This is a genomic window from Pseudomonas sp. B424 (genome assembly GCF_055408345.1).
Genome location: NZ_JBUZTL010000004.1, coordinates 1 through 23790, shown reverse-complemented (window position 1 = coordinate 23790; position 23790 = coordinate 1). Strand labels below are relative to the sequence as shown.

Sequence of the window (23790 nt, the reverse complement as noted above, 5' to 3'; positions counted from 1 at the left end):
ATTGGACGCTGTCCATCACCTGGGGTGAAGTGGCAGCAAGGCCTGAAAAATAATAAATGGCCGTTTGTGGAGAGCAGCATGTCATTCAATATCAACAGCTTCCAGCTTAATGGCCGCAGGGCCCTGATCACAGGTTCAGGCAAGGGCATCGGGCTCGAACTGGCCCGCGGGTTGGGAGCCGCTGGCGCCACCGTGGTGATCAATGATCGCAATAGGGATAAAGCCCGGGCCATTGCCGCGCAATTGCATGGCGAGGGTCTCCGCGCTGAAACCGCGGTCTTTGACGTCACCGACCGCGCACAGCTGTTTGCGGCGATCAACACCTTTGAGGCCGACATCGGGCCCATCGAGATCCTGGTCAATAACGCCGGTATCCAGCGGCGCGCGCCCCTTGAGGATTACGACGCCAACGACTGGCACGAGCTGATGCGGGTCAATCTGGACGGTGTGTTCCATGTGTCCCAGGCCGTGGCGCGGCACATGATTGGCCGTGGTCGCGGCAAGATCATCAATATCTGCTCGGTGCAGAGCGAGCTGGCCCGCCCGTCGATCGCCCCGTATGCGGCATCCAAGGGCGCGGTGAAGATGCTCACCAAGGGCATGTGCGCCGAATGGGCGTGCCACGGGATCCAGGCCAATGGCCTGGCCCCGGGCTATTTTGCAACCGAGATGAATCGCGCCCTGGTCGACGATCAGGAATTTTCCCAATGGCTGTGCAAGCGCACGCCCGCAGGGCGCTGGGGCAAGGTAGAAGAGTTGTGTGGCGCGGCCGTGTTTCTCGCCTCGCCGGCGTCGGACTTTATCAACGGGCAAACAATCTTTGTAGACGGCGGTTTGACCAGCGTTGTTTGATGCCTGCCGCTGGCAAGTTCGTCAGAACGTCTTGCTGGCGCTGGCCATCAGGGTTGCACCGCACAGGTCGTCGTAACCGGTAAAGCTCGTGCATTCGTCCTTCGACAGGTCGGTATCGATATAGCTCAGCGCCCACTTGATACCGATCAGTTCACGGCTGAGCTTGATCTCCCAGTCGTAGTAGTCGGCGCGGCCCTTGCCGCTCTCGGTGAAGAATACGTCGTCCTTGTAATCAACATATTCATAGCGCATCTCCAGCCCGAACTCGGCGGGCAGCACGGTGTGGTAGCCAATAAATACCGAGGACAGGTCCTCGTCTTTTTTACCGTCGTGGAACTCGCCGTTTTCATCCTCGTAGTCCGGGCCTTTCATGTTGCTGACGTATTTGGCCCCGAGCAAAACACCGTATGCATCCAGGGTGGACTGGATGTCGCTCTGGTTGTACCCGCTTTCACGGGGGAATTCGTAGCGGGTGTAGAAGCTGTCCAGGCTGATGTTGTCGTTGATTTGCCAGAAGTAGCCGGCGAAGTACTCGATCTCCTGGCGTGTTTTGGAACCGTGGCCAAAGTCGACATTCGAAGTCCAGAGCCCGGCATACAGGCCGCTGGCGTGGTTGAGGGTGAGGGTCAATTGCGCGGCGGGGTCGCCCAGGGTTTGCGAGATGCCGCTGGCCCGGTAGTCACTGACCAGAGTGGGGGTGATCACCAGTTCGAATTCGTCGTTGAGCGGCAGCGCCTGGGCGCTGAGCAGGGGTGTCAGGGCAAGGCCGGTGAGCATGAAAACAGACAATGCGTTCATATCAAGTCTCTTGTTTTTATAAGGCGCTATGAGCAATGCGTTTTGACCGCCCCCTGCGGGTGAGGGGGCGGTTGGAATCAGGCGTCGGGGGCGTAGACCTGCTTGCCGGCGAAGAAGGTCTTCAGGACTTTGGTTTCCGATAATGCCTCGTCATCCACGTTGAATACGTCACGGTCGAGGACGATCAGGTCGGCCTGTTTGCCCGGTGCCAGGGAGCCGATTTGTGCATCCAGCCCCAGGGTTTTGGCAGCATTGAGGGTGTAGGCGTAGAACATGGCCTGGCGATCCAGGCTTTCCTTGGCGTTGAGCACGCCCAGCGGACCTTTGCGGGTAATGGCCTGGGCGATGGCGTACCACGGGTTGGGGCTCGATACCGGCCAGTCGCTGGCGCCTGCGATCACGGCGCCGGCGTCTTGCAGCGATTTGGCCGGGTACTGGTAGCCATAGGCAAATGCGCTGATATACGGCTTCACCAGGTCGACGGTGTAGCTTTCTTCCGTGGCCCACAACAGTTGCATGGAGGCGATGACCCCCAGTTGTGCAAAGCGCGGGAACTCCTTGGGGTTGACCAGTTGCAGGTGGCTGATGCTGTGGGCCACTGGCGCGGGGCTGAGCTTGCGTGCGTATTCAAAGCCGTTGAGGGACTCGCGTACCGCACGGTCGCCGACTGCATGCATGTGCACGATCCAGCCGCGTTTTTCGGCTGCGGCCACCAGCTCGCCAAAGTGCGCAGGATCGATCAGCAGTTCGCCGTTTTTATTGTTGTTCTTGTACGGCACGATGACCGCCGCCGTTTGCCCCGGGTATTCCAGAATACCGTCGGCAAACACCTTGATCCCGGGGAAGGTCAGGTTGGGCACGCCCTCGAACTGTTTCATCACCTTGGCCAGGACTTCGAGGTCGGCAGGCTTGCTTTTGGAATTGGTGAGCATCAGTGCTGCGACGTGGGCCGACAGCTCGCCATTTTCTGCCAGCTGGCGATACAGCGGCAGCACGCCAACGCTTTGCTCGGTGGCCGTGAAGTCAAACAGCGAGTCGCCGCCGCCCGCGTTCGAGGCGGCGTCCATCCATGCGGTCACACCGTACTGGTTGTTGACCCTGACGGCTTCACGGGCGGCCTTGAGCATCACCTGCGGGCTGGGTGCCGGGACCTGGCCGCGTACCTGGTCCCAGCGAGATTCAGCAAAAAAACCGTTAGGGGTGAAGTCAGCCTCGTGGCCTACATAACTCAACTCATTGGCCGGCAGGCTTTTGACCAGGGCGGCATCAACCTTGGCGCGCTTGAGCATCGCGTTGTTAGCCCAGCCGGTATGCCCGTCGATCCCGCTCAACACCAGGGGCTGATCGGCCCAGCGGCCCTGATTGAAGATTTTGCCCAGCTCCCGGGCCTGCTCCCAGTAGGCCGAGCTGACGCCTGTAATATTGATCACGTCGCCGGCCCGTGCCTTGCCCGCTTTGTCCTGTTCGATAATCCACTGCTCAAGCTCGGGCAAGGGTTTTTCTTCATCGAGCAGATTCGCGCCCAGGCTGTCCAGCCCGGCGCTCACGGGATGGCTGTGAGTGTCGATCATGCCGGGCATCAGCACCTTGCCCGCCAGATCAATGCGTTGGGTTTTGGCATCGGCCAGTGCATTGACCTCGGCATCGCTGCCGACCTTGATGATCTTGCCGTTTTCCACCGCCACGGCTTTTGCCAGCGCCTGGCCGGGCACGCCGGTAAACACTTTGCCGTTGGTCAGCACCAGATCGGCAGCAGCCATGGCCTGCAACGAGGGCAGGGCAAACAATGCCGCCAGGACACAGGGGGTAAAGCGCTTCATGTGAACGTCCTTTTTGAGTTTTTGTTGTTGGCTTGTTTCAAAGTGTTGGAACTAACGGATAAACCGTGGCGCCTGCATCGCGAGCAAGCCCGCTCCCACAGCCCCAATTCCAGTGGGAGCGGGCTTGCTCGCGATACTCGCGGCGCGGTGTATCTGAATGACTGCGGTGCTGCATCTCGTATTAGCGGGCAGCGATTTCCTTGAGTCGATACCAGAGCATGCCCAGCGCCAACAAAGGCGAGCGCAAGTGTTTGCCACCCGGGAATGTCAGGTGCGGCACACGGGAGAACAGGTCAAAGCCCTGGCTCTGTTCAAGGCTGATGGCTTGCGCGACCAGCCTTGCCGCCATGTGCGTCGTGTTGATGCCATGCCCGGCGTAGGCCTGGGCATAAAACACGTTGGGGTGGGCCGGCAGGCGGCCGATTTGTGGCAGCCGGTTGGCGCCGATGCCGATCATGCCGCTCCACTGAAAGTCGATGCGCTTGCCCGCAAGCTGCGGGAATACATCGAGCATTTTGGGACGCATATAGCCGGCGATATCCCTGGGCGTGCGCCCGGAGTAGTGACACGCGCCGCCAAACAGCAAGCGCCGGTCGGCTGACAAACGATAGTAATCAAGGCCGACACGTTGATCGCACAGCGCCCGGTTGCCGGGGATCAGGCTGTGTGCCAGGTCCTCGCTCAAGGGTTCGGTGGCAATCACGTAGCTACCGGCGGCCAGTACCTTGCCGCTGAGGGCCGGCTCCAGATCGCCTAGGTGGGCGTTACCGGCGAGCACCAGGGTTTTGGCATGCACCACGCCGTTGGCGGTGTGTACGCGAACCTGACTGCCATAGTCGATCCGCAGCGCCGCGCTGTTCTCGTAAATCCGCACCCCCAGTTGTTGAGCGACACTGGCTTCGCCCAGGGCCAGGTTGAGCGGGTGCAAATGCCCCGATCCCTCATCGATCAGCCCGCCGAGGTAGCGATCCGAAGCCACAACGCGATGCATGTCCGCGCGTTCCACCAGTTCGACTTTGTGCCGATACCCCAGCTGTTGCAGAGACGCCTGCTCGGCCACAAGGTTTTCAACGTGGCGCGGGGTGTTGGCCAGTTCGCAGAAACCCCAGCGCAAATCGCAGGCAATGCCGTGCTTTTCTACGCGCTGGCGCACCAGGTCCACCGCATCCAGGCCCAACCGCTCGAGGACCTTGACGCCTTCGCGGCCGATGGTTTTTTCGTGGGCGTCCAGGTCGTGACCAATCCCGCGAATCAGTTGGCCGCCGTTGCGGCCCGTGGCGCCCCAGGCGATTTGCTGCGCTTCAAGCACAACCACCGAATGCCCGCGTTCAGCCAGCTCGATGGCCGTGTTCAAACCGGTAAAACCAGCGCCGACAATGCAGACGTCCGCCTGCACCTGGCCTTCAAGGGGCGGGCAGTGGAGCTGACGGTTGCGGGTTGCGCTGTAATAGGTGTGCGGTAAAGACATCATGGACGTCATAAAAAACTGCCTACTGAGTTGCCGGGCACCCATTCATGCCCGGCACAGGATTAACGACCGGACTTGAACTTGTTCCACGAGCGAGTCATCCAGCGCATCAGGTCAGGCGGCAACTCCGATGACACATAGAGCTTGGCCTGTACCGATTCGGGCGGATAAATCGACGGGTTTTGGGTGATGTCGTCCTTCATCAAGGCCGTGGCCGGGGTGTTGGCGTTGGCGTAGCCCACGTGCTCGCTGATGTCGGCTATCACGTCAGGCTTGAGCAGGTAGTTGATAAAGGCATGGGCCTGTTCCGGGTTCTTGGCGTCGGCCGGGATGGTCAGCATGTCGAACCACAGGTTGCCGCCTTCCTTGGGCACCACGTAGGCAACGTTGACGCCGTTGCCGGCCTCTTGCGCACGGTGAATTGCCTGGTACACGTCGCCGGAGTAGCCGAAGGCGATGCAGATGTCGCCGTTGGCCAGGTCGGTCACGTACTTGGAGGAGTGGAAGTAGCTGATGTAAGGGCGCAGCGGTTCCAGTTTTTTCTCGGCGACCTTGTAGTCCTTGAGCTCCAGGCTGCGGGGGTTGAGCCCGAGATAGTTGAGCATCGAGGGCATGATTTCGTCTGCCGAGTCCATAAAGGCCACGCCGCAGCTTTTCAGCTTCTTGAGGTTTTCAGGCTCGAACAGCACGCTCCAGGAATCGATCTTGTCGATGCCCAGCACCTGCTTGACCTTGTCGACGTTGTAGCCGATGCCATTGGTGCCCCACAGATACGGCACCGCGTACTCATTGCCCGGGTCGTTGGCTTGCAGCCGGGCCAGCAAGACCGGGTCCAGGTTCTTCCAGTTGGGGAGCTGGGACTTGTCGAGTTTCTGAAACACCCCGGCCTTGATCTGGCGCCCCAGGAAGTGGTTGCTGGGCACCACCACGTCATAGCCGGTGCGCCCGGCAAGCAGTTTGCCTTCCAGGGTTTCATTGGAGTCGAACACGTCATAAACCGGTTTGATGCCGGTGTCGCGCTGGAAGTTTACGAGGGTGTCGTCAGCGATGTAGTCCGTCCAGTTATAGATGTTGACGGCCTCTTGCGCCGAGGCCTGACCGGCCAGGGCGACGAGGGTGGTGAGCATCATTTTCTGCGCAATACGTTTCATCCACATGTCCTTTCTGTGAGTCCATTTTGGAGAGTGTCCAGGCCTAAACGCTGAACAGCAGGAACTCGCGCTCCCAGGAGCTGATCACCTGCTTGTAGTTTTCGTGTTCGACCCGTTTGACTGCCACAAAGCCTTTGGTAAAGCGCTCACCCAGGTATTTTTTGGCCATGTCCGACTGCTCCATGCATTCCAGCGCAGCCTCCAGGGTCAGCGGCAAGCGCAGGTTGCGGCGTTCGTAGCCACGGCCAACCACCGCCGCGCTCGGCTCAATGCCTTCGACCATGCCGGCGTAACCGCACAGCAGGCTGGCGGCCAGGGCCAGATACGGGTTGGCGTCGGCCCCGGCCAGACGGTTCTCGACCCGGCGGTTTTGTGGGTCCGAGTCCGGTACGCGCAGGCCAACGGTGCGGTTCTCTTCGCCCCATTCAACGTTTACCGGAGCGGAGGTGTCGGGCAGGAAGCGGCGAAACGAGTTCACGTTGGGGGCGAACAGCGGCAGGGTCTCGGGGATGTACTTTTGCAGGCCGCCGATGTGGTGCATGAACAGTTCGCTCATGCTGCCATCGGGGTTGGAAAACACCGAGACGCCGGTTTCCAGGTCCACCACGCTCTGGTGCACGTGCATCGCGCTGCCCGGTTCACCGGTCATGGGCTTGGCCATGAAGGTCGCGCTGACGTCATGCTTGAGTGCCGCTTCGCGCATCGTGCGCTTGAAAATAATGATCTGGTCGGCCAGGGACAGCGCCGCGCCGTGACGGAAATTGATCTCCATCTGCGCCGTGCCTTCTTCGTGGATCAAGGTGTCCAGGTCCAGCCCCTGGGCTTCGCTCCAGTCGTACATGTCTTCAAACAGCGGGTCGAATTCGTTGGTGGCTTCTATGGAGTAAGACTGGCGCCCGGTCTCCTGGCGGCCGGAGCGGCCCACCGGCGGTTTCAACGGGTAGTCAGGGTCAGGGCTGCGCTGGGTCAGGTAGAACTCCATCTCCGGGGCGACGATCGGCTTCCAGCCGCGTGCGGTGTACAGGCTCAAGACCTTCTTGAGCAGGTTGCGCGGCGACAGCTCAATGGCGTTGCCCTGTTTGTCGTAAGTGTCGTGAATCACTTGCGCGGTCGGTTCCGTGGCCCAGGGCACGATAAACACGGCGTCCTGATCCGGACGGCAGTGCATGTCGATATCCGCCGCATCCAGCAGCTCGTAGTAGATATCGTCTTCTACGTAGTCACCGGTGACCGTCTGCAACAAGACGCTCTCGGGCAGGCGCATGCCTTGCTCGTTGAGAAATTTGTTGGTGGGGGAGATTTTGCCCCGGGCGATGCCGCTCAGATCAGAGATCAGGCACTCGACTTCAGTGATTTTGTTTTCTTTGAGCCATTGGCTCAGTCGATCCAGATTGCCTTTCATAACGCCTCTTGCAGGGAAATGCCCGAGCGCCCCCTGGCGGCCCGGTTCCGTGTTTCAAGGTCATAGTGCAATCCTGGGGTGGCGGGCTTCTATCCGCTTTGCGTCTTTCTTTGCGCCCTGTTTTGGTGCGCCAATGCAGGGGGAGCGGGTTACTCGCGAGGTCGCAGCAAGGTGCTGCTGGGCAGTTCGCCGAACAAACTGTAATAGGCGTGGGAGAACCGGCCCAGGTGCCAGAAGGACCAGCGCATGGCGACTTCCGCCACACTGGTGTCCCCGGACCTGGCGCGCATCAAGTCGCGGCGGGCAAAATTCAGCCGCCGCAAGCGCTGCCATTGACTGGGCGAAACCCCGGTAAAGGTGGTGAAGCTGTGTTGTAACTGGCGCACGGATAGCCCGACCCCGTTGGCCAGTTGCAGCACATTGAAATGCTCTTGCGGTGCAGCCATGACCAGGTCAAACACCTGCTGAATAATCCGCCGATCCTGAGCCAGGTGCTTCTGCTGTGCCCGATCGGGTGCCTGGCTGGGGCAGTCGAGGATAAACAGACAATCGTCGACCAGTTGTTGCGCCAGCCCTTCATCGGCCTGCGGCGACTGATCCGAGGCCAGCTGCTGCAAGGTACGGCTCAGCCAGCCGCCAAAGAGCTGGCTTTGTTGAGACACGAGCGGCGTCAGAAGCAGGCCATCGAGCTTGCTCAGGTTAAGGGCACTGAATTGCTGCAAATACTGAGGGCCGATCACCACTGCGACTTCCTTGTAGTTTTCCGGGGTGATCCAGGTGTTTTGCGTGTCCTCGTTGAGCAGATACAGGGAGCCGTCACGGGTATCGAAGCTGAACACCAGCGAATCGGCGGGGGCATGAAAGTGCTGTTCAATGCGCGTATTCATGCGCTCTTCGTACACCTGGATGCCATTCAACTCCATGTGCACCACGGCTCCCTGAAAGGAGCCCGGCGACATCTGCTGATAGTGTTCCTGCCAGCCGGCGATCACCAGTTGTTGATCTACGTCCGCAGTATCGTGGGATTGAATCTGCATGGCATGACGTCCTCGTGTTCCTGCTCGGGCATGCCGGGCAAGTTCAGTGCTTGTTATTGTCAGCGCACCCTAGGGGCTGTTGATGTTTGGTTGTGAGCCGCGTCGCTGGGTCAAATTTAGCCAGGCAATGCGCAGGGCGGCGTTGCTCGCAGCTTATTTGGAACAACCCAACCACGCTGCTCGCGTCTTGCCCTGCACCACATGGGCTATCGGCGCGGCCACAACCAAACATCAGCAGACCCTAGCAGTGGCCAAAAAGCTGCGCAAGGCGCGGGTGCGGGTTGCGCTTGTGGCATTATTGCGCGGTGCGCTCCAAGGGCCGCCATTGCTGGGCACTCATGCCCCGAACCCCTTTTTACCCTTTAAACAAGAGACTCCCATGAGCAATCAAGACATCACTTTTACCCCTGATCCTGATGCTGAATCCATTTCGTCGGATGTTGCCGGTTTCGGCGGCATATTGGTTTCGACCCAAATCCCGACCCGTGCTGACGGCAGCCTGGAACTGGGCGGGATTGTCGAGCAGAGCGAGTGCACCCTGCAGGCGCTAAAGCTGGCACTGGAGAAAGCGGGCAGCTCGATGGACCGGGTGCTTCACCTGACCATCTACCTGACCGACATGGCAGACCGTGCTGCTTTTAATGAGGTGTACAAGCGCTTCTTCGCCAAGCCGTGGCCAGTGCGTGCTGCGGTGGGTGTGGCTTCGTTGGCGGTTGAGGGGATGCGGGTTGAAGTGACTGCGATGGCTGCCAGGGGCTGACTAGCCAGGATGCCGGATATGTACCCGGTGGTTCTGTTGTAGCTGCCTGTACAGCGTACATATCCATTCGATGCGCCACGGCTATCTACGGGTTTCGCCCTTGCTCCGGTCTTGCTCCGTGGGCACGTCGAAGGGCCGGGCAGATCAAAAGCGTCCGAGGCGGCCGGCCTGTTTGGCGGCGAGGTCTGCGAGACTCGCACATCTCATCTGTGGGAGCGGGCTTGCTCGCGATGGCATCGGCGCGATTCAACTCAAATACCGCGCCGCTTGCATCGCGAGCAAGCCCGCTCCCACAAGAGGTTGTGCAGTTTCAAGCCTTAACCTTTGCTTTTGCTGTAGCCACGGGATTAATCAAGCGACGCGATCGCCCCTCACAGAAGGCCGAGCGCAGGTGCTGTTATGGGGCTGGCGCGGCAGGACGCCGCGCCAGCCGCGATGGGCCATGGATGGCCCGTCGCGGAGTGCCCCCATAACAGTGCCGGAGTGAGGGCGCCGGGGGAGCCTAGGCGACCTCGGCCGTATGGCAGGGCAAGGACTTTTTGGTTCTTTTTGTGTCCTTACAAAAGGGACTCGCTGTAAGAGCGAAACCAATATTTCAGTTAAACGCGAATGCCGGATATGTACTCGGTGGTTCTGTTGTAGCTGCCTGTACAGGGTTCCGCCCTTACAGCGAGGCGGCCGACCAACCGGCCTGTTTGGTACGCGTGTACTGCGCAATCTCCTGCAGCAGCTGCCGAAGGATCGCCGCCAAGCCTCTGCCAGTTAACAACCCGACAGCGGCGGCGTACGCGGCGGAATAACGCGTTTCGAACCGGTCGATTCAAACGCCGAAGCAAAGCGCAGCAACGCCGAATCATCATAGGCGCGCCCGGCAAATGTCAGCCCCACCGGCATGCCGATGTCCGCCATCAGGCCCATCGGTACGGTGACCGTCGGCACCCCCAGGTGCCGAATGGCCAGGTTGCCGTTGGCCACCCACACACCGTTGCTCCAGGCGATGTCCGCAGACACCGGGTTGACATCCGCATCCGCCGGCCCTACATCGGCCACGGTCGGGAACAGCACGGCATCGAGCCCCAGGCGGTCCATCCAGTCTTCAAGGTCGATCCGGCGTGTCTGTTCAAGCCCGCGCAAGCCGTCTTGCAGGGTAGGGATCTGGTCCCACGGGGTAATGCCGCGCTTGGCCATGCGCACATATTCGTCCATGCCGGCGCCAAGATCATCCTCGCGGTTTGGCAGGGTGCCCGGGTCGTGCGGGAAGATCAGATCGCCATTGACGTCGGCCAGGCGGTTGAGCCTGGGGTCACCGTTGGCCTGCAGGAAGTCATCGAACGCCCAGGCCGACAGGTCCCACAACTCGTGATGCATGAACTCCCTGGACACCAGGCCACGGGTAAACACCGTTGGCGCCCCCGGCCGGTCACCCTCGCAATTGGACACCAGCGGGAAATCCACCTCGATCACCTGCGCGCCAGCTGCTTCAAGGGCCTTGCGTGCCTGCTCCCACAGGTCGATCACCGAGGCCCGGGTGATGATGCGCTGGCCTGTCGGCCCGCCGATACCCGGTGATTCAGAGGTGCCCGCATCCGGGTCTGCATTGATGTACATACGAGGTACACCCAGGCGCTTGCCCACCAGGCTGTCGGCGTTGGCAATCAGTGCCAGATAAGACTCGGGGCGAACCGCGCAGGCGTCGGGTATCGGCACCCAGGGTTGCATCCGCCACAGGTCGCCGCGGGTGTCAGGGTCGTCCGCCACCACCACATCAAGGACTTCAAACAGGTCGGCCATGGTTCTGGCAAACGGCACCACCACGTCCATGGTCGGCGTCAGCGGCCAGTTGCCGCGCACCGAAATTACCCCGCGTGAGGGGGTATAGGCACACAGACCGTTGTTGGACGCAGGGCCGCGTCCGCTCGACCAGGTTTCTTCCGCCAGGCCGAATGCCGAGAAACTGGCGGCTGTGGCCGTGCCTGCGCCATTGGATGAGCCCGATGCGAAGGGAGCCGTCAGGTAATCGGGGTTGTACGGGCTCTCGGCACGGCCGTAGACGCCGCGCTGCATGCCGCCGTTGGCCATGGGCGGCATATTGGTTTTGCCCAGGCAGATCGCACCGCCCCCGCGCAGCCGCTCGATGGTAAACGCATCACGATACGCCACCAGATCCTTGAAGGCCGGGCTGCCCGACGCTGCGGTCAGGCCCTTGACCAGATAACTGTCCTTGGCGGTATAGGGGATGCCATCCAGCGGGCCAAGGGTCTGGCCTTTGGCCCGGCGGGCATCGGATGCTCGAGCCTCGATCAGCACCTGCGGGTTGCGCACCACCACCGCATTGAGCGCGGTGGGAGTGTCCGGGGTGTCGTAGGCATCGATCCGTGCGAGATAGGCCTGCACCAGCTCGACCGCCGTGGTTTGGCCAGACTCGAGCGCGGCGCGCAGTTGGGCTATGGAAACCTCGGTGACTTCAATCATGCGCTTACCGCTGGTTGTTGATGGGGGTGGCAGAGCTTATCTAAAGTCCTGCCTGCTCAGCCAGCCCATGTCGCATTTGTTGTCGTAAATCGTCACCAGAGCTTCCAGGTGTAATCGATATTGACCCGCAGTTCGTTGTCATCCCGATGGCTGGCCTGTGCGGTGAAATTGTAGTCGTAGCGCACCTGCCAGCTGCGCGCCTTTCGACGCACAGGTTGTCAGTCCGGCGCTGCTGCGTTGCGCCGCACCGACAGGCGCCTCGCCCTGAACGTTGCGAAACTGCGGGCCATTTGCAGATTGAGTGAAGTCATGGGCTGTGCCCGTTTTATTGTTGTTATGGATGAAGCAGCGATAACCCCCTGTTTTTTGTGGGCGCGGGCAAGTCCGCCCCCACAAGGGATTTGCACATCAGGCTAAATTTACAACCGCTGCCACAACGCCTCGGCCTGGGGGTTACGGTTGTCCCGCCAGCGCACCAGAATCACTTCCAGATGGTCGGACTCCATATCCGGATACAAGCGCACCAGCTCCCCGCGCTCAATCAGCGGCGCGACCATGCTGTGGGGCATGCACGCCACGCCCTGGCCGCTGGCGACCATCGGCTTGAGGGCTTCGGACACGGTGGCTTCAAACACTTGAAGCAGGCGATGGGGCTGCGGGTGGCGGTTGATCTGGGTACGTGACAGCTCATGCAGTTGGGCACTGCGTGAGTAGCTGAGCAGCGGGATCGGTTCGTCGGTCTGTGCGCAATGCGCGGCCAGGGCCGGGGTGGCGACCCAGTACAGCTCGTCGTGGCCCAGGGATTTGACCTCGAACTCACTTTGCCGGGAGTAGGGAGCGGTCTTGGTGTCGCGATAGAACAGGATGAAATCGCAACGCCCGGACATCAGCGCCATGTAGTAGTCCTCGGTGCTGCGATAACCCGTGTCGATGCGGGTAAACAGGGGCGCTTGCGGGCTGTTCAACTGGCTGATCCAGCCCGGGAAAAAGTTGCAGGCCAGGGTGTGCAGCGAGGCAAAGGTCAGCGGCCGGTTGAGCACTTTTACGCTTTGTTCGCAGTCGCGGGCCATGCGCACCAATTCCACGGCATTGGGCAGCAAGGCCTCGCCGGCAGCCGTCAGGCGCACGGGGTTGCGTTCGCGGTCGATCAGCGTTGCCCCCAGATGGGCTTCGAGCAATTGAATGCGCCGGCTCAGCGCCGATTGCGAAGAGCCGCGCATGCTGGCCGCCGCCGTGAATTTGCCGGTATCGGCCAGGGCGAGGAAGTCTTCATACCAGTCGATATTCATAGGGTTATTCCAATATTCGATAGCGCGTCCAGCATAGTGGATCAATAGCCGCTATCCGGCCCATGCCTCTGTCTTTATTGTGCACCTAACCGCCACCTGCCGTTGGACTGTGGTTGACAGGCATAACAAGAAGAATTTTGAAGGGGCAATGATATGCACAAATTGAATAGGGTGAAGCTTTTACTTGGGGCGCCACTGCTGGCACTGCTCGTGACCGGCGCCCAGGTCTCCCAGGCAGGTGTGCTGGAAAAGGTCAAAGCCCATGGCAGCGTGCGCTGCGGTGTGGCCGGTGACAAACCGGGCTTTTCCCTGATCGACGATAAAGGCCGCTGGACCGGCATGGACGTGGATTTGTGCCGCGCCGTTGCGGCCGCGGTGCTGGGCGATGCGGACAAGGTCGAGTACTTGACCACCACCGCCAAAAATCGCTTCACCGCCCTGGCTTCCGGTGAAATCGACATTCTTTCCCGTGCGGCTTCCTGGACTGCCGAGCGGGTGGCCAACCTCGGGGTGGACTTCACCACGGTCTGGTTCTATGACGGCCAGGGCTTTATGACCCACGCCGCTGACGGCATCAAAAAACTCACGGACCTGGACGGTGCAACCTTTTGCCTGTCCCCGGGTACTACTTCCGAGCAGAACCTCGAAGACTATTTCGGCCGACGCGGCCTGACCTACAAAACCGTGGTCATCGAAAAGAGCCCCGAACTCTACGCCGCCTTCCAGCGCGGGCGTTGCAATGCAATCTCCAACGACTCTTCGGGCCTGGCGGCCCGGCTGGCGCTGATGAACAACCCCCAGGACTACGTGATGCTGCCGGAAGTGATTTCCAAGGAGCCACTGGGTGCCTTCGTCGCTCAGGGCGACACCACCTGGCGCAATATCGTGACCTGGACTGCCTACGCGCTGATGACAGGCGAAGAGCTGGGTGTGACCTCGGATAACGTCGACGAACTGCGCGCCAGTAAAACCGCGTCCACCGATGTCGCCCGCTTGCTGGGCGCGGAAGGCAAGATCGGCCAGTCCTTTGGACTGGACAATGACTGGGCGTATCGCGCCCTCAAGCAAGTCGGCAACTACGCGCAAATCTACGACCGTAACCTCGGCCAGCAGACGGCATTGAATATCCCGCGCGGGCTGAACCGCGGCTGGAAAGACAGTGGCTTGATGTACGCACCGCCGATTCGTTAAGGGGATTACTGTCATGTCGACCCATCGTTCGCACAATCTGCGGCTGTCGAGTGTCTTGCAGCAAGGGCTGGTACTGGCCCTGGTTGCGGCAGTCTTCTACCTGCTTTCCAGCAACGCCGCGCTGAACCTCAAGCACCTGAATATTGCCTCGGGTTTCGGTTTTTTATCCCAGCGTGCCGGCTACGACATCAGCTTTTCGCTGATTGATTACACCCCGGACGCGACCTATGCCCGGGCGTACCTGGTGGGCTTGCTCAACACTTTGCTGGTGTCGGTACTGAGCATCGTGCTGGCGACGCTCCTGGGTGGCGCGCTGGGCATGGCCCGCGTCTCGGACAACTGGCTGATCAAGCGCCTTAGCGGTACGTGCATCGAGTTCCTGCGCAACGTGCCATTGGTGGTGCACCTGGTCTGGTGGTACGGCCTGGTGCTGGCATTGCCCGGGGTCAAGCACTCGGCCTCGTTGTTTGGCGTGGTGTTTTTGAACAACAACGGTCTGAACCTGCCTTGGCTGGAGCAGGGCGGTCTGGTCGGCTGGGGCCTGGCCCTGATGGCTTTGGGCACGTTGCTGGGCTATCTGATTTGTCGCTACAAGGAAGCCCGTGCGCCATGGCGCGGCTTTGCCTCCAGACGCTGGCCCGCGCTTCTGGCCGGGGCCGTATTGCTGCCATTGCTGGTGTACGCCATGAGCGACGCCCATGTGCAATGGGAGGTGCCGGTGCCCCACGGTTTCGGATTCAAGGGCGGGATTACTCTGGTCCCGGAAATGCTCGCACTGGTCCTGGCCCTGTCGTTCTACAGCGCCAGTTACATCGCAGAAATCGTGCGGGGTGCCATTGAGTCGGTTCATCGCGGTCAGTACGAAGCGGCCCGGGCCCTGGGCTTCAAATCCGGCCCCACCATGCGCCAGTTGATCGTGCCGCAGGCGATCTACCCGATGATTCCGCAGATCACCAACACTTACTTGAACATCGTCAAAAACTCCTCGCTGGGTGTGGTGATCGGCTTTATGGAGCTGGTGTCGTCCACCGGCGGCACCACCCTTAATCAGACCGGCCAGGCCATTGAGTGCATCGCACTGGTCATGGGCACGTACTGTGCGATCAGCCTGGTGATCTCCCTGGGGATGAACATCTACAACCACCGTATCGGCCAGAGGGGGCACTGAACATGACCGCGATGAATCAAGCACTGCCTGTGCCGCTGGCGCCGCCGCGCTTGCCCTGGGGCCAGCGGGCCCTGGCCTGGAGCCGCAGCCAATTGTTCCCCAGCGTGGGCCATAGCCTGCTGACCCTCAGCGTTATCGCGCTGTTGTGCTGGTGCATTCCGGCCGCACTCAACTGGCTGGTGTTCGACGCGACTTTCGTCGGCGACAGCGCCAAGGACTGCAACCCCGCCGGGGCGTGCTGGCTGCCGATTACCCAGCGCTGGAACCTGTTTGTGTATGGCTTTTACCCGCAGGCCGAGCAGTGGCGGGTGACCCTGTCGATGGTGCTGGCGGGCACGGCGTTTGTCCTGCTGTTTTTCAAGCGTCTGGACCGCCGCGTGCTGCTGGCCTATCTGGCATTGCTGCCGATCGTGATGTGGTGGTTGCTCAAGGGCGGCGCCGGGTTGCCGGAGGTGTCTTCGACCAAGTTCGCGGGGATGCTGGTGACGGTGTTTCTGGGCACTGCGGGGATGATCTTCGCCTTGCCGCTGGGGATTTTGCTGGCCCTGGGCCGACGCTCGAAACTGCCGGTGGTGCGCATGCTGTGCGTGCTCTACATCGAGCTGGTGCGTTCGGTGCCGGTGATCTCGCTGCTGTTTATGGCTTCGTTGATGATCCAGCTGTTCCTGCCGCCGGGCTCGGTGTTCGACATCCTGCTGCGGGTGCAACTGGTGCTGATCCTGTTCACGGCCGCCTACATGGCCGAGACCCTGCGCGGCGGCTTGCAGAACCTGCCCAAGGGCCAATACGAAGCCGCGATGGCGCTGGGTTTTGGTTACTGGAAAACCATGGGCCAGATCATCCTGCCGCAAGTGCTCAAGCAATCCATTGCGCCTTTGCTGACGCAGTTTATCGGCCTGTTCAAGGAAACCACGCTGGTGATGATTGTCGGCGTGCTGGACATCGTCGGTATCGCGATGAGCACCGCCGTTGCGCCTGAATGGGTTGAGTACGGCCACGAAATCTACGTCTTCCTGGCGATCTATTTCTTCGTCATCTGTTTTGCACTGTCGCGCTATGCCCGACACCTTGAACACCGTATGGAGCAAAGCCGCTCATGATCATCCAACCCAAGGCAGATGCCGACCTGATGGTGCGCATCGAACAATTGAACAAGTGGTTCGGTAATGCCCACGTGCTGAAAAACATCTCGCTGAATGTCAAAGCCGGCGAGAAAGTGGTGATTTGCGGGCCTTCCGGCTCTGGCAAGTCGACCCTGATCCGTTGCATCAATCAGCTGGAGCAACACCAGCAGGGTATGGTTCAGGTGCTGGGCGAGGAGCTCAATGGCAACCTCAAGGGTCTGGAGCGCATCCGCCGGCAAGTGGGGATGTGCTTCCAGCACTTCAACCTGTTCCCCCACCTCACGGTGTTGAAGAACTGCACGTTGCCGCAGACCTCCAACCTGGGCGTGCCCGAAGCCGAAGCCATCGAGCGTGCGCTGGGCTTGCTGGACAAGGTCAAGATGCGCGATCACGCCAACAAGTTTCCTTCGCAGTTGTCCGGTGGTCAGCAGCAACGCATCGCGATTGCCCGGGCCCTGTGCATGCAGCCCAAGGTCATGCTGTTTGACGAACCGACCTCGGCCCTGGCCCCGGAAATGATTGCCGAAGTGCTGGACGTGATGACCAGCCTGGCCCAGGAAGGCATGACCATGATCTGCGTGACCCATGAAATGGGTTTTGCCCGCAAGGTCGCGGACCGTATCGTGTTTATGGACCAGGGCGAGATTGTTGAGGAAGCTCCGCCCGAGCGGTTTTTCTCGGCCCCGGAATCACCGCGAACCCAACGTTTTTTGAGCCAGATAATCAACCACGGAGTGCATGCACAATGACCCCTTCAATCGCGATGGCCTTGCATGGCGGAGCCGGTGTCTTGATGCCGGGCATGCTCACCCAGGCCGACGAACAGGCTATCCACGAGGCATTGCTGCAGGCGCTCAAGGCCGGAGTCGAGGTGCTTGAGCAGGGCGGCAGCAGCCTGGATGCGGTGCAGGCCAGTGTGGTCGAGCTGGAAGAGTGCCCCTGGTTCAACGCCGGTAAAGGCGCGGTATTTACCCATACCGGTGATCACGAACTGGACGCGGCGATCATGAGCGGCGCCAACCTCGAAGCCGGAGCCGTGGCCGGCGTGCATCACGTGCGTAACCCGATCTGCGGCGCGCGGGCGGTGCTGGAGCACAGCGAACATGTGCTGCTGGCAGGCGCGGGGGCGGATCTGTTCCTGTCCGAGCAACCCGGCCTTGAGCACGTCAGTAACGACTGGTACGACACCCCCTTGCGTCGCCGCCAGTGGGCGGCCCAGCAACAGCAACCGGAAACGGTCCTGCTGGAACCGGGAGGCGTGGAGAAGAAGTTCGGCACCGTGGGCGCCGTGGCACTGGACCGGCAGGGGCATGTCGCGGCGGCCACCTCCACCGGCGGCATTACCAACAAGCGCTATGGCCGTGTGGGCGACACGCCGCTGATTGGCTCCGGCACCTGGGCCGATGACCGCAGCGCGGCCATCTCGGCGACCGGCCACGGCGAATTCTTCATGCGCACCGTGGTGGCACACAATATTGCGTCGCGTATCCGGCTGGCGGGATCGAGCCTGGAAGACGCCTGCGAGCAAGTGGTGCAGGGCGAGCTCAAGGACCTGGGCGGCAACGGTGGCGTGGTGGCAGTGTCACCGTCCGGCGAGACGGTACTGAGCTTCAACACCCCGGGCATGTACCGCGCCTGGCGGGATGCCGAGGGCGGCCTGCACACCGCGATCTACGCCGAGGATGATCGCCTGCACCCGGTTTGAGTCTGTTGACCCGCGGGGCGGCTGGAGACTAGTCTCGGTCTCTTTTCGCCCCATGGAACGAACCAATGATCACGTGCTACCTGCGTTATGTGATTGACCCGTATCAACTGGCCGAATTCGAAGCCTATGCGAAAGTGTGGATACCGCTGGTAGCGAAGTTCGGCGGCCAGCACCACGGCTACTTCCTGCCTTCAGAAGGCGCCAACAACATCGCCCTGGCGATGTTTACCTTCCCCAGCCTTGCGGCCTATGAAGACTACCGCGAGCGCTCCAAAACCGATGCCGAGTGCATTGCCGCCTTCAAGCTGGCAGAAGACAACCGCTGCATTTTGAGCTACGAGCGAAGCTTCTTTCGGCCCGTGTTCGAGTAACTGGGTGCGGCGAAATTTTGTGTGGAGGCTGTGTAATACAGCTTCCCCATGCCCTCTTGAAGAACTCAGAATCTGTCGCCTGCAGTTATGAGAGTTAGAGGAATATCCTTTCTTTTGACTTCACGACGGTTTCGTTCCCGAGCGCTGTTTTGTGTCTCGGGTATAGCCATGTTGGCGGCTTGAATGACTATGCAGTTGCTTCGTTGCAAGTTATAAAAAGTGATATTTTTTTTGATGGTTTGTAGGAAAGTTCTAAGTTGAATTTAGATGTTTCCGATCTGTTAATCTGAATTTCCGTTCGCTGCTTGTAAGTTATGTCGGAAATTCAGGTATTTAATTTGCGAAAAAACCACCTCGGCGCTAGCGTCTCAAGTAGTAGCAGTCAATTGAGTGATTTAAATGCCGGGCGGGTGTAATGCGAGATTCTGGCAGGAATATTTTCTCGGTCAGGAGGGACGATCATGATCAAGACTATTGAGTCGTATTTTTCTGATGCAGTTATCGAGTCAGCAAAAAAATGTGCCCATAGATTAATGAAGTACTTGCCCAATCCAGAAGAGCTTAAAAAGAATCGTGTTCTTCTTGCTTATGGTGGTGGTAAAGACAGTAGTTATATGGTTGCTTGGGTTAGATATATTCAAGGTATTGTCTTGGCAGAAAAAGGTGATACGTTCAAACTTCGAATAATTACCAATCGTCATTCTGGAATGAACGAAAAGGTGATGGAAAATATAGACGCAGCTTACCGGTCGTTAGGTGTATATGAAGATGACTCGGTCGAGTGCTTGATAAGTGATGGTTTGCTAATTAGACCGTTTGAACGCTTCTTGGTGATGCCTGATGCGGTAAGACTTCAAAACCGGAATGATGTTCTCATGGGTGGCCATCGGTTTCAGGCGGATGCTCGCTCTACATTCTGCAATGCCTGTAATTTAAGTATGATGAATGCATTGGGTATGGCGGCTCATCGAGAGGGCGGTGTCGATGTAATTGTGACGGGTGACTCTTCCAGGGAACAAGCTGCCTATTATGCTTGGGTACGTCATCTTTCACGAATATTTGATGTGCCAGAGGTTGCTAAAGGGCGAGGTTTTTCCACGTTTCTGCAAACTCTGGATGGTGTATCAAAAGGATATTTTGAGAGTATTTATGGGGTGGGTAACACCGTCCCGGGACATCGGGTTGCACATGAGTTAGTGCGCGACCCTGTCTTCTTCAATATTTATCAAGACACGGCTTATGAATCGGGGGATCACTGGCCGCTTTTGACGGAATACATGGGGTTTAAATTTGATGAGCTGATGTTCAGTTTTTCAGAGTCGGACTGCGGCAATCCAACACTTATGGCGCATATCCGGGGTTTACGGGCAGAGACGTTGTTGGGCCGCAGCTACGCGGAAGGTATTCGTGAATACGTGGAATTTGCGATAGGCCTTATGAGGCAAAAGAATTTCCCTCCTTGTTTGATCTCGGAGATGGCAGCACGTTACCGGGATGACTCCGCTATTGATCTGCAGCGTGCGCGAGCTACGAAATTTGCGATAGATGCTTTTGGTTTGTCGTCTGAGCAGTTGATATGCATGATTTATTCACCGTTTACAGAGCATGGGAAAAACCTTGATACTTACCTTGCTCAACAAAATGTAGCACTGTCATCTGCTGAAATTCATAAGCTACTTGATAATAATATGATCGATTATTTTTCTCTGGGGGATCAGCTGGAGATAGTGTCCGGGTTGACTTTGGAGCAACTTCGCCAGTGTTATGGTAATCGTTTGGTTGTCTCCTTGCTTGAGCCAGTGAGTGATGATCCGCTGTCAAAAATATTACGGCGTGACCCTCATAAAGCTATTATTCAAGTCAGGAGTAACAGCGCTTCTTGTGGGTCTGTTGCTGAAGTTATCTCTGGGCGGTAAACGTCTGGGGAAGTGTGTTGTGTCTGAAAGTTTGGTTTCCTCGGGGTGGAGCGAGTTGTAGGCGGATGCACAAAATTATTCCAGAGTTATTAAGTTGATGGGTGGAGGATATTTCAGTGTGTCGAATGATTGTTGCTTGCGGGGTGTTTTCTGTCGTTGAAGTGATGAACGCTGCTCGTGCAATGGCTGAGGGCAAGACAGTTGAACATGATGGTTCGATTAAACAACACACCCATGGGTGGGGTTGTTTATGGATCAATGAGGGGCAGATTAGAACGCTGCGTGGTGGCGGTAGTTTTATCGAAGCACTGTCGACAATTAATCTTTCAGACATCGATACTGACTTTTTAGCCGTGCATGTGCGTCATGCTACGTTAAGCAAGAATCGGGGTGTCGAATTCGCGCACCCTTTGCGGTGGGAGAGCGGGACGGCTACGTGGTACATGATGCACAATGGATTTCTGCCAACGGTTTATCGTTGTCTCGGACTGCCGGCTTCAAATTTTGACTCTGCTGAATACCTGGAATATATAGTGGGTTCTCTCGATTCTGGCTGTATAAGCCAAGAATATTTGATGTCAAAACTGACATCGCTATCACCAGGAGGCAGCTCGGGTAATTTCTTTTTGGTGACTCAGGGGAAGGCGTGGGCATGGCAATGGTTTTCGGAAAATACATCCTGCCCTGCATATTTTACAATGCGACATTTCAAAAACAAAAAAGTTGAATATGTAGCTTCAGAAGTTATCCCGTTCTTGGCGGATGAGTCCGAGTGGCGCTCGATGCAGAATGGTGAGTTATATGAATTCAAACGAATAGAGGTGAGGGATGGACGAGCCCCGTGAAATTAAAATAATTACGCCCGCTATGTCAGTAGAGTCTACGTGGTTAGAGGATGTTTTTTCGGCAAAAATCCCCGTGCTGGTGTTCCGTGGTTTTTTATCCCCCGGAATGGGGCGGGCCGTGATTAGTGATTTGGAGTGCTGTGCTGGATCGATTCGTGTTTCGAGTTATTTAAATGCGACGCTCACTACCCTTGGGCCATATCTGGCGAGGCATGCGTCATCACCAGGTGAATATTTCAGGCAAGTGCGCGACGTTCAGCCAGAATTGCCTAAGTCTTTGGTAAATTTGGAAAACTGCATTTACCAATTGGTGGCGCAATTGCTTCAGTTCGATAGTTTGAGGACTGCTATGGAACCGGGATCAGGTGAGTACTCAGGTTCGGTAGTGCGTTTTCACGCTAATGGCATAGCGAATCCTTTGCATAGCGATAATATCTCACGTGACAGTAGGGGGGCTGGGTGGGTCGTCACAAACGTGGCCAAGCAATTTAGTTGTGTTGTCTGCCTGCAAGAGTGTACCTCAGGTGGTATTTTGCGGCTCTTTGAAAGGAAGTGGGCTGTTGAGGATGAACAGTTTAAAGCTAAGTGTGAGCTGGGTTATTCTGATGCAGTTGTTAACGGTTATGGGTTCTGTGAGTTTAGTCCGGAATGTGGGGATGTTTATATATTCAACCCCAACTATTATCACGAAATCGATCGTGTGTTCGGTGTGACCCGCATCACACTAGGTTTTTTCTTTGGTCTGGTGGATGAGCATATAAAGCATGCTATTGCCTGGAGCTGAGTGTGCGCTTTCAGACCCAGGCTGATTGGGGTTTTTGCTACAGGCTTTTAAAGGAGTTTATTGATGTCAGTAAAAGACATGCTGCTGGCCCTGGGTATAGTCATCATTTGGGGGGTGAATTTTGTAGTTATAAAGATCGGGCTTCATCAGATGTCTCCTTTTCTCTTGGCTGGCTTAAGGTTTACACTGGTTGCATTTCCGGCGATTTTTTTTATCGGTGTGCCTAAAATTCCTGTGCGGTGGTTGTTTGCGTATGGTTTAACTATAAGTTTCGGTCAGTTTTCTTTTTTATTTCTCGCTATCAAACTAGGCATGCCAGCGGGTATTGCATCTCTGGTTATTCAGACGCAAGCTTTTTTTACGATTGCTTTAGGTGTGCTGCTGTTTTCAGAAAAGTGCAAGTGGAACCATATTGCTGGGGGGGTGATTGGGTGTGCCGGTATATATATGCTGGCCAGTGCTGGCATGAATATTCAGGGGCAAAGCTCAATTGCTCCGGGGACTTTGCTATTGACGTTAGGCGCGGCTGTATCGTGGGCGTTGGGCAATGTTGCGAATAAAATCATTGTGCAAAACAATCAGGTGTCAGGTATTTCTTTAGTCGTTTGGGGCTCTCTCGTAGCGATTGTTCCATTCTTTGCTTGTTCATGGCTATTTGAGGGGGCGGATGAAGTACGAGAGAGTTTGTCGGCATTGTCGATCCGGACTGTTTGGTCGTTAGTTTACCTTTCATTTTTCGCTACCCTATTGTGTTATTCCGCGTGGGGGTATTTGTTAGGACGCTACGAAACCTGGCGAATAGCGCCGTTATCTCTTCTGGTTCCTGTCGTGGGTATCCTGAGCGCGGAAGTGTTTTTAGGGGAGGCCCTTTCCGTCGAACAAATTATTGGCGCTTGTATTGTTATTTCTGGTTTGCTTATAAATACATTTGGTGCTTCTGTTTTTTCAGGGCGATGGAGACGGGATTGAGCCTGCTTGTCATTTGCAGAGCATGAGCGAAAAGTGTGAGAGCTTAAGGGGCTAGGCGTTTGCATAGAATTAAATGGGTGTGACGAATAACTACAGGTAATCCCGGCAATGACAATCACTCGTTATCAGTTGCCCAAAAAAATAATGATCCTGTGTGCTTGGGGTGAGAAAAGAATGAACCTGGGTATTTCTGGTCTCAGGCAATCGTCATTTTTTACGAGCCAAGTCGAATGGCTCGTAAATGGGCGATCAAACGCTCTTGTGCTGGCGTGGAAGTATCAAGACTTAACGCAATTAAATGGCGACTCTGCAGCGTCATCTGAATGTTTGCTTGTCTTGCGCAAGGCCATTGTCAGGGCAGTGGAACTTGAAGGGTTCAGCGGTGTTTTAGTTTTACATGATGCGGATACGTTAGCTTACAGCGCGGCGGCGATGAGTTTTCTATTATCTGGTCTTCCTGCTGCGATAGTGTTTACGGGTGGGTTACTGCCGGTTGATGCCGACGAAAGTGATGTTTGGGAAAATATCACTGGCGCGCTGATGTTGCTTATAGAAGGGGTCGCTGACGGAGGGCGGCCGCGAAAACTGAGTGCAACACCTGACCTTTCCGGTACGGTGCTGCCCCTATGTCCTATTCCGAACTCAGCGTTGAAGAGCGCGCGATCATT

Annotated in this window: 21 protein-coding genes; 13 read left to right on the top strand and 8 right to left on the bottom strand. The window is 57.6% G+C overall.

Translation table 11 applies throughout. The features are described 5' to 3' along the window. Positions 1-78: 78 nt before the first annotated feature. On the top strand, positions 79-852 hold the full coding sequence (locus ACZRMS_RS06675) for an SDR family NAD(P)-dependent oxidoreductase (RefSeq protein ID WP_463994649.1): 774 nt from the start codon (positions 79-81) through the stop codon (positions 850-852). 21 nt (positions 853-873) lie between these two features. On the opposite strand, the gene ACZRMS_RS06670 is transcribed toward ACZRMS_RS06675, so the two are convergent. From ACZRMS_RS06670 to ACZRMS_RS06645, 6 genes are all read right to left on the bottom strand, one after another. Continuing rightward, positions 874-1650, bottom strand: coding sequence for a TorF family putative porin (locus ACZRMS_RS06670; RefSeq protein ID WP_463994648.1), 777 nt, complete (start codon positions 1648-1650; stop codon positions 874-876). Positions 1651-1727: 77 nt separating this feature from the next. Then, the gene (locus tag ACZRMS_RS06665; RefSeq protein WP_463994647.1) at positions 1728-3470 is read right to left on the bottom strand and encodes an amidohydrolase; all 1743 of its coding nucleotides are present in this window, start codon (positions 3468-3470) and stop codon (positions 1728-1730) included. Positions 3471-3651: 181 nt separating this feature from the next. Then, positions 3652-4950, bottom strand: a complete 1299-nt coding sequence (locus ACZRMS_RS06660; RefSeq protein ID WP_463994646.1) for an NAD(P)/FAD-dependent oxidoreductase — start codon at positions 4948-4950, stop codon at positions 3652-3654. 50 nt (positions 4951-5000) lie between these two features. Next, on the bottom strand, positions 5001-6068 hold the full coding sequence (locus ACZRMS_RS06655; protein WP_463994894.1) for a polyamine ABC transporter substrate-binding protein: 1068 nt from the start codon (positions 6066-6068) through the stop codon (positions 5001-5003). A 64-nt stretch (positions 6069-6132) separates the two neighbouring features. After that, positions 6133-7491 (bottom strand): glutamine synthetase family protein, encoded by a 1359-nt coding sequence (locus ACZRMS_RS06650; protein WP_463994645.1) that lies wholly within the window; start codon positions 7489-7491, stop codon positions 6133-6135. Positions 7492-7640: 149 nt separating this feature from the next. Then, positions 7641-8528: a helix-turn-helix domain-containing protein gene (locus ACZRMS_RS06645; RefSeq protein WP_463994644.1), complete on the bottom strand. Its 888-nt coding sequence runs from the start codon at positions 8526-8528 to the stop codon at positions 7641-7643. A 379-nt stretch (positions 8529-8907) separates the two neighbouring features. Between ACZRMS_RS06645 and ACZRMS_RS06640 the strand changes: the two genes are divergently transcribed. Beyond that, complete coding sequence (locus ACZRMS_RS06640; protein WP_463994643.1) at positions 8908-9288, top strand: RidA family protein; 381 nt, start codon at positions 8908-8910, stop codon at positions 9286-9288. 762 nt (positions 9289-10050) lie between these two features. On the opposite strand, the gene ACZRMS_RS06635 is transcribed toward ACZRMS_RS06640, so the two are convergent. Both ACZRMS_RS06635 and ACZRMS_RS06630 read right to left on the bottom strand, forming a co-directional pair. Then, a complete protein-coding gene (locus ACZRMS_RS06635; protein WP_463994642.1) occupies positions 10051-11760 on the bottom strand; it encodes an amidase in 1710 nt (569 codons plus the stop codon). Positions 11761-12179: 419 nt separating this feature from the next. After that, positions 12180-13049 carry a LysR family transcriptional regulator gene (locus ACZRMS_RS06630; RefSeq protein WP_463994641.1) on the bottom strand — a complete coding sequence of 290 codons (870 nt, stop codon included), beginning with the start codon at positions 13047-13049 and terminating at the stop codon, positions 12180-12182. A 153-nt stretch (positions 13050-13202) separates the two neighbouring features. Here ACZRMS_RS06630 and ACZRMS_RS06625 point away from each other — a divergent pair, with 153 nt between their 5' ends. From ACZRMS_RS06625 to ACZRMS_RS06575, 11 genes are all read left to right on the top strand, one after another. Continuing rightward, positions 13203-14240, top strand: coding sequence for an amino acid ABC transporter substrate-binding protein (locus tag ACZRMS_RS06625; RefSeq protein WP_463994640.1), 1038 nt, complete (start codon positions 13203-13205; stop codon positions 14238-14240). Between the two features lie 13 nt (positions 14241-14253). Continuing rightward, positions 14254-15408, top strand: coding sequence for an amino acid ABC transporter permease (locus ACZRMS_RS06620; protein ID WP_463994639.1), 1155 nt, complete (start codon positions 14254-14256; stop codon positions 15406-15408). A 2-nt stretch (positions 15409-15410) separates the two neighbouring features. After that, positions 15411-16508 carry an amino acid ABC transporter permease gene (locus ACZRMS_RS06615; protein ID WP_463994638.1) on the top strand — a complete coding sequence of 366 codons (1098 nt, stop codon included), beginning with the start codon at positions 15411-15413 and terminating at the stop codon, positions 16506-16508. Next, on the top strand, positions 16505-17281 hold the full coding sequence (locus tag ACZRMS_RS06610) for an amino acid ABC transporter ATP-binding protein (RefSeq protein WP_463994637.1): 777 nt from the start codon (positions 16505-16507) through the stop codon (positions 17279-17281). The genes ACZRMS_RS06615 and ACZRMS_RS06610 overlap by 4 nt, the downstream gene beginning before the upstream one ends. Next, a complete protein-coding gene (locus ACZRMS_RS06605; RefSeq protein WP_463994636.1) occupies positions 17278-18237 on the top strand; it encodes an isoaspartyl peptidase/L-asparaginase family protein in 960 nt (319 codons plus the stop codon). Before ACZRMS_RS06610 ends, ACZRMS_RS06605 begins: the two co-directional genes overlap by 4 nt. A gap of 65 nt (positions 18238-18302) precedes the next feature. Further along, the gene (locus ACZRMS_RS06600; protein WP_463994635.1) at positions 18303-18608 is read left to right on the top strand and encodes an NIPSNAP family protein; all 306 of its coding nucleotides are present in this window, start codon (positions 18303-18305) and stop codon (positions 18606-18608) included. Between the two features lie 461 nt (positions 18609-19069). Further along, positions 19070-20524: a hypothetical protein gene (locus tag ACZRMS_RS06595; protein ID WP_463994634.1), complete on the top strand. Its 1455-nt coding sequence runs from the start codon at positions 19070-19072 to the stop codon at positions 20522-20524. A gap of 116 nt (positions 20525-20640) precedes the next feature. Next, the gene (locus ACZRMS_RS06590) at positions 20641-21369 is read left to right on the top strand and encodes a class II glutamine amidotransferase (RefSeq protein WP_463994633.1); all 729 of its coding nucleotides are present in this window, start codon (positions 20641-20643) and stop codon (positions 21367-21369) included. Then, positions 21353-22153 (top strand): 2OG-Fe(II)-dependent halogenase WelO5 family protein, encoded by an 801-nt coding sequence (locus ACZRMS_RS06585; RefSeq protein ID WP_463994632.1) that lies wholly within the window; start codon positions 21353-21355, stop codon positions 22151-22153. The genes ACZRMS_RS06590 and ACZRMS_RS06585 overlap by 17 nt, the downstream gene beginning before the upstream one ends. Before the next feature lie 63 nt (positions 22154-22216). After that, positions 22217-23122, top strand: coding sequence for an EamA family transporter (locus ACZRMS_RS06580; protein WP_463994631.1), 906 nt, complete (start codon positions 22217-22219; stop codon positions 23120-23122). Between the two features lie 108 nt (positions 23123-23230). Next, positions 23231-23790: asparaginase domain-containing protein (locus ACZRMS_RS06575; RefSeq protein ID WP_463994630.1), on the top strand; the 560-nt coding region annotated here is incomplete at its 3' end.

Excerpts from the sequence above, each read along its gene's own strand:
- ACZRMS_RS06675 (WP_463994649.1), top strand. The coding sequence starts at position 79 with ATGTCATTCAATATCAACAGCTTCCAGCTTAATGGCCGCAGGGCCCTG.
- ACZRMS_RS06670 (WP_463994648.1), bottom strand. The coding sequence starts at position 1,650 with ATGAACGCATTGTCTGTTTTCATGCTCACCGGCCTTGCCCTGACACCC.
- ACZRMS_RS06665 (WP_463994647.1), bottom strand. The coding sequence starts at position 3,470 with ATGAAGCGCTTTACCCCCTGTGTCCTGGCGGCATTGTTTGCCCTGCCC.
- ACZRMS_RS06660 (WP_463994646.1), bottom strand. The coding sequence starts at position 4,950 with ATGACGTCCATGATGTCTTTACCGCACACCTATTACAGCGCAACCCGC.
- ACZRMS_RS06655 (WP_463994894.1), bottom strand. The coding sequence starts at position 6,068 with ATGATGCTCACCACCCTCGTCGCCCTGGCCGGTCAGGCCTCGGCGCAA.
- ACZRMS_RS06650 (WP_463994645.1), bottom strand. The coding sequence starts at position 7,491 with ATGAAAGGCAATCTGGATCGACTGAGCCAATGGCTCAAAGAAAACAAA.
- ACZRMS_RS06645 (WP_463994644.1), bottom strand. The coding sequence starts at position 8,528 with ATGCAGATTCAATCCCACGATACTGCGGACGTAGATCAACAACTGGTG.
- ACZRMS_RS06640 (WP_463994643.1), top strand. The coding sequence starts at position 8,908 with ATGAGCAATCAAGACATCACTTTTACCCCTGATCCTGATGCTGAATCC.
- ACZRMS_RS06635 (WP_463994642.1), bottom strand. The coding sequence starts at position 11,760 with ATGATTGAAGTCACCGAGGTTTCCATAGCCCAACTGCGCGCCGCGCTC.
- ACZRMS_RS06630 (WP_463994641.1), bottom strand. The coding sequence starts at position 13,049 with ATGAATATCGACTGGTATGAAGACTTCCTCGCCCTGGCCGATACCGGC.
- ACZRMS_RS06625 (WP_463994640.1), top strand. The coding sequence starts at position 13,203 with ATGCACAAATTGAATAGGGTGAAGCTTTTACTTGGGGCGCCACTGCTG.
- ACZRMS_RS06620 (WP_463994639.1), top strand. The coding sequence starts at position 14,254 with ATGTCGACCCATCGTTCGCACAATCTGCGGCTGTCGAGTGTCTTGCAG.
- ACZRMS_RS06615 (WP_463994638.1), top strand. The coding sequence starts at position 15,411 with ATGACCGCGATGAATCAAGCACTGCCTGTGCCGCTGGCGCCGCCGCGC.
- ACZRMS_RS06610 (WP_463994637.1), top strand. The coding sequence starts at position 16,505 with ATGATCATCCAACCCAAGGCAGATGCCGACCTGATGGTGCGCATCGAA.
- ACZRMS_RS06605 (WP_463994636.1), top strand. The coding sequence starts at position 17,278 with ATGACCCCTTCAATCGCGATGGCCTTGCATGGCGGAGCCGGTGTCTTG.
- ACZRMS_RS06600 (WP_463994635.1), top strand. The coding sequence starts at position 18,303 with ATGATCACGTGCTACCTGCGTTATGTGATTGACCCGTATCAACTGGCC.
- ACZRMS_RS06595 (WP_463994634.1), top strand. The coding sequence starts at position 19,070 with ATGATCAAGACTATTGAGTCGTATTTTTCTGATGCAGTTATCGAGTCA.
- ACZRMS_RS06585 (WP_463994632.1), top strand. The coding sequence starts at position 21,353 with ATGGACGAGCCCCGTGAAATTAAAATAATTACGCCCGCTATGTCAGTA.
- ACZRMS_RS06580 (WP_463994631.1), top strand. The coding sequence starts at position 22,217 with ATGTCAGTAAAAGACATGCTGCTGGCCCTGGGTATAGTCATCATTTGG.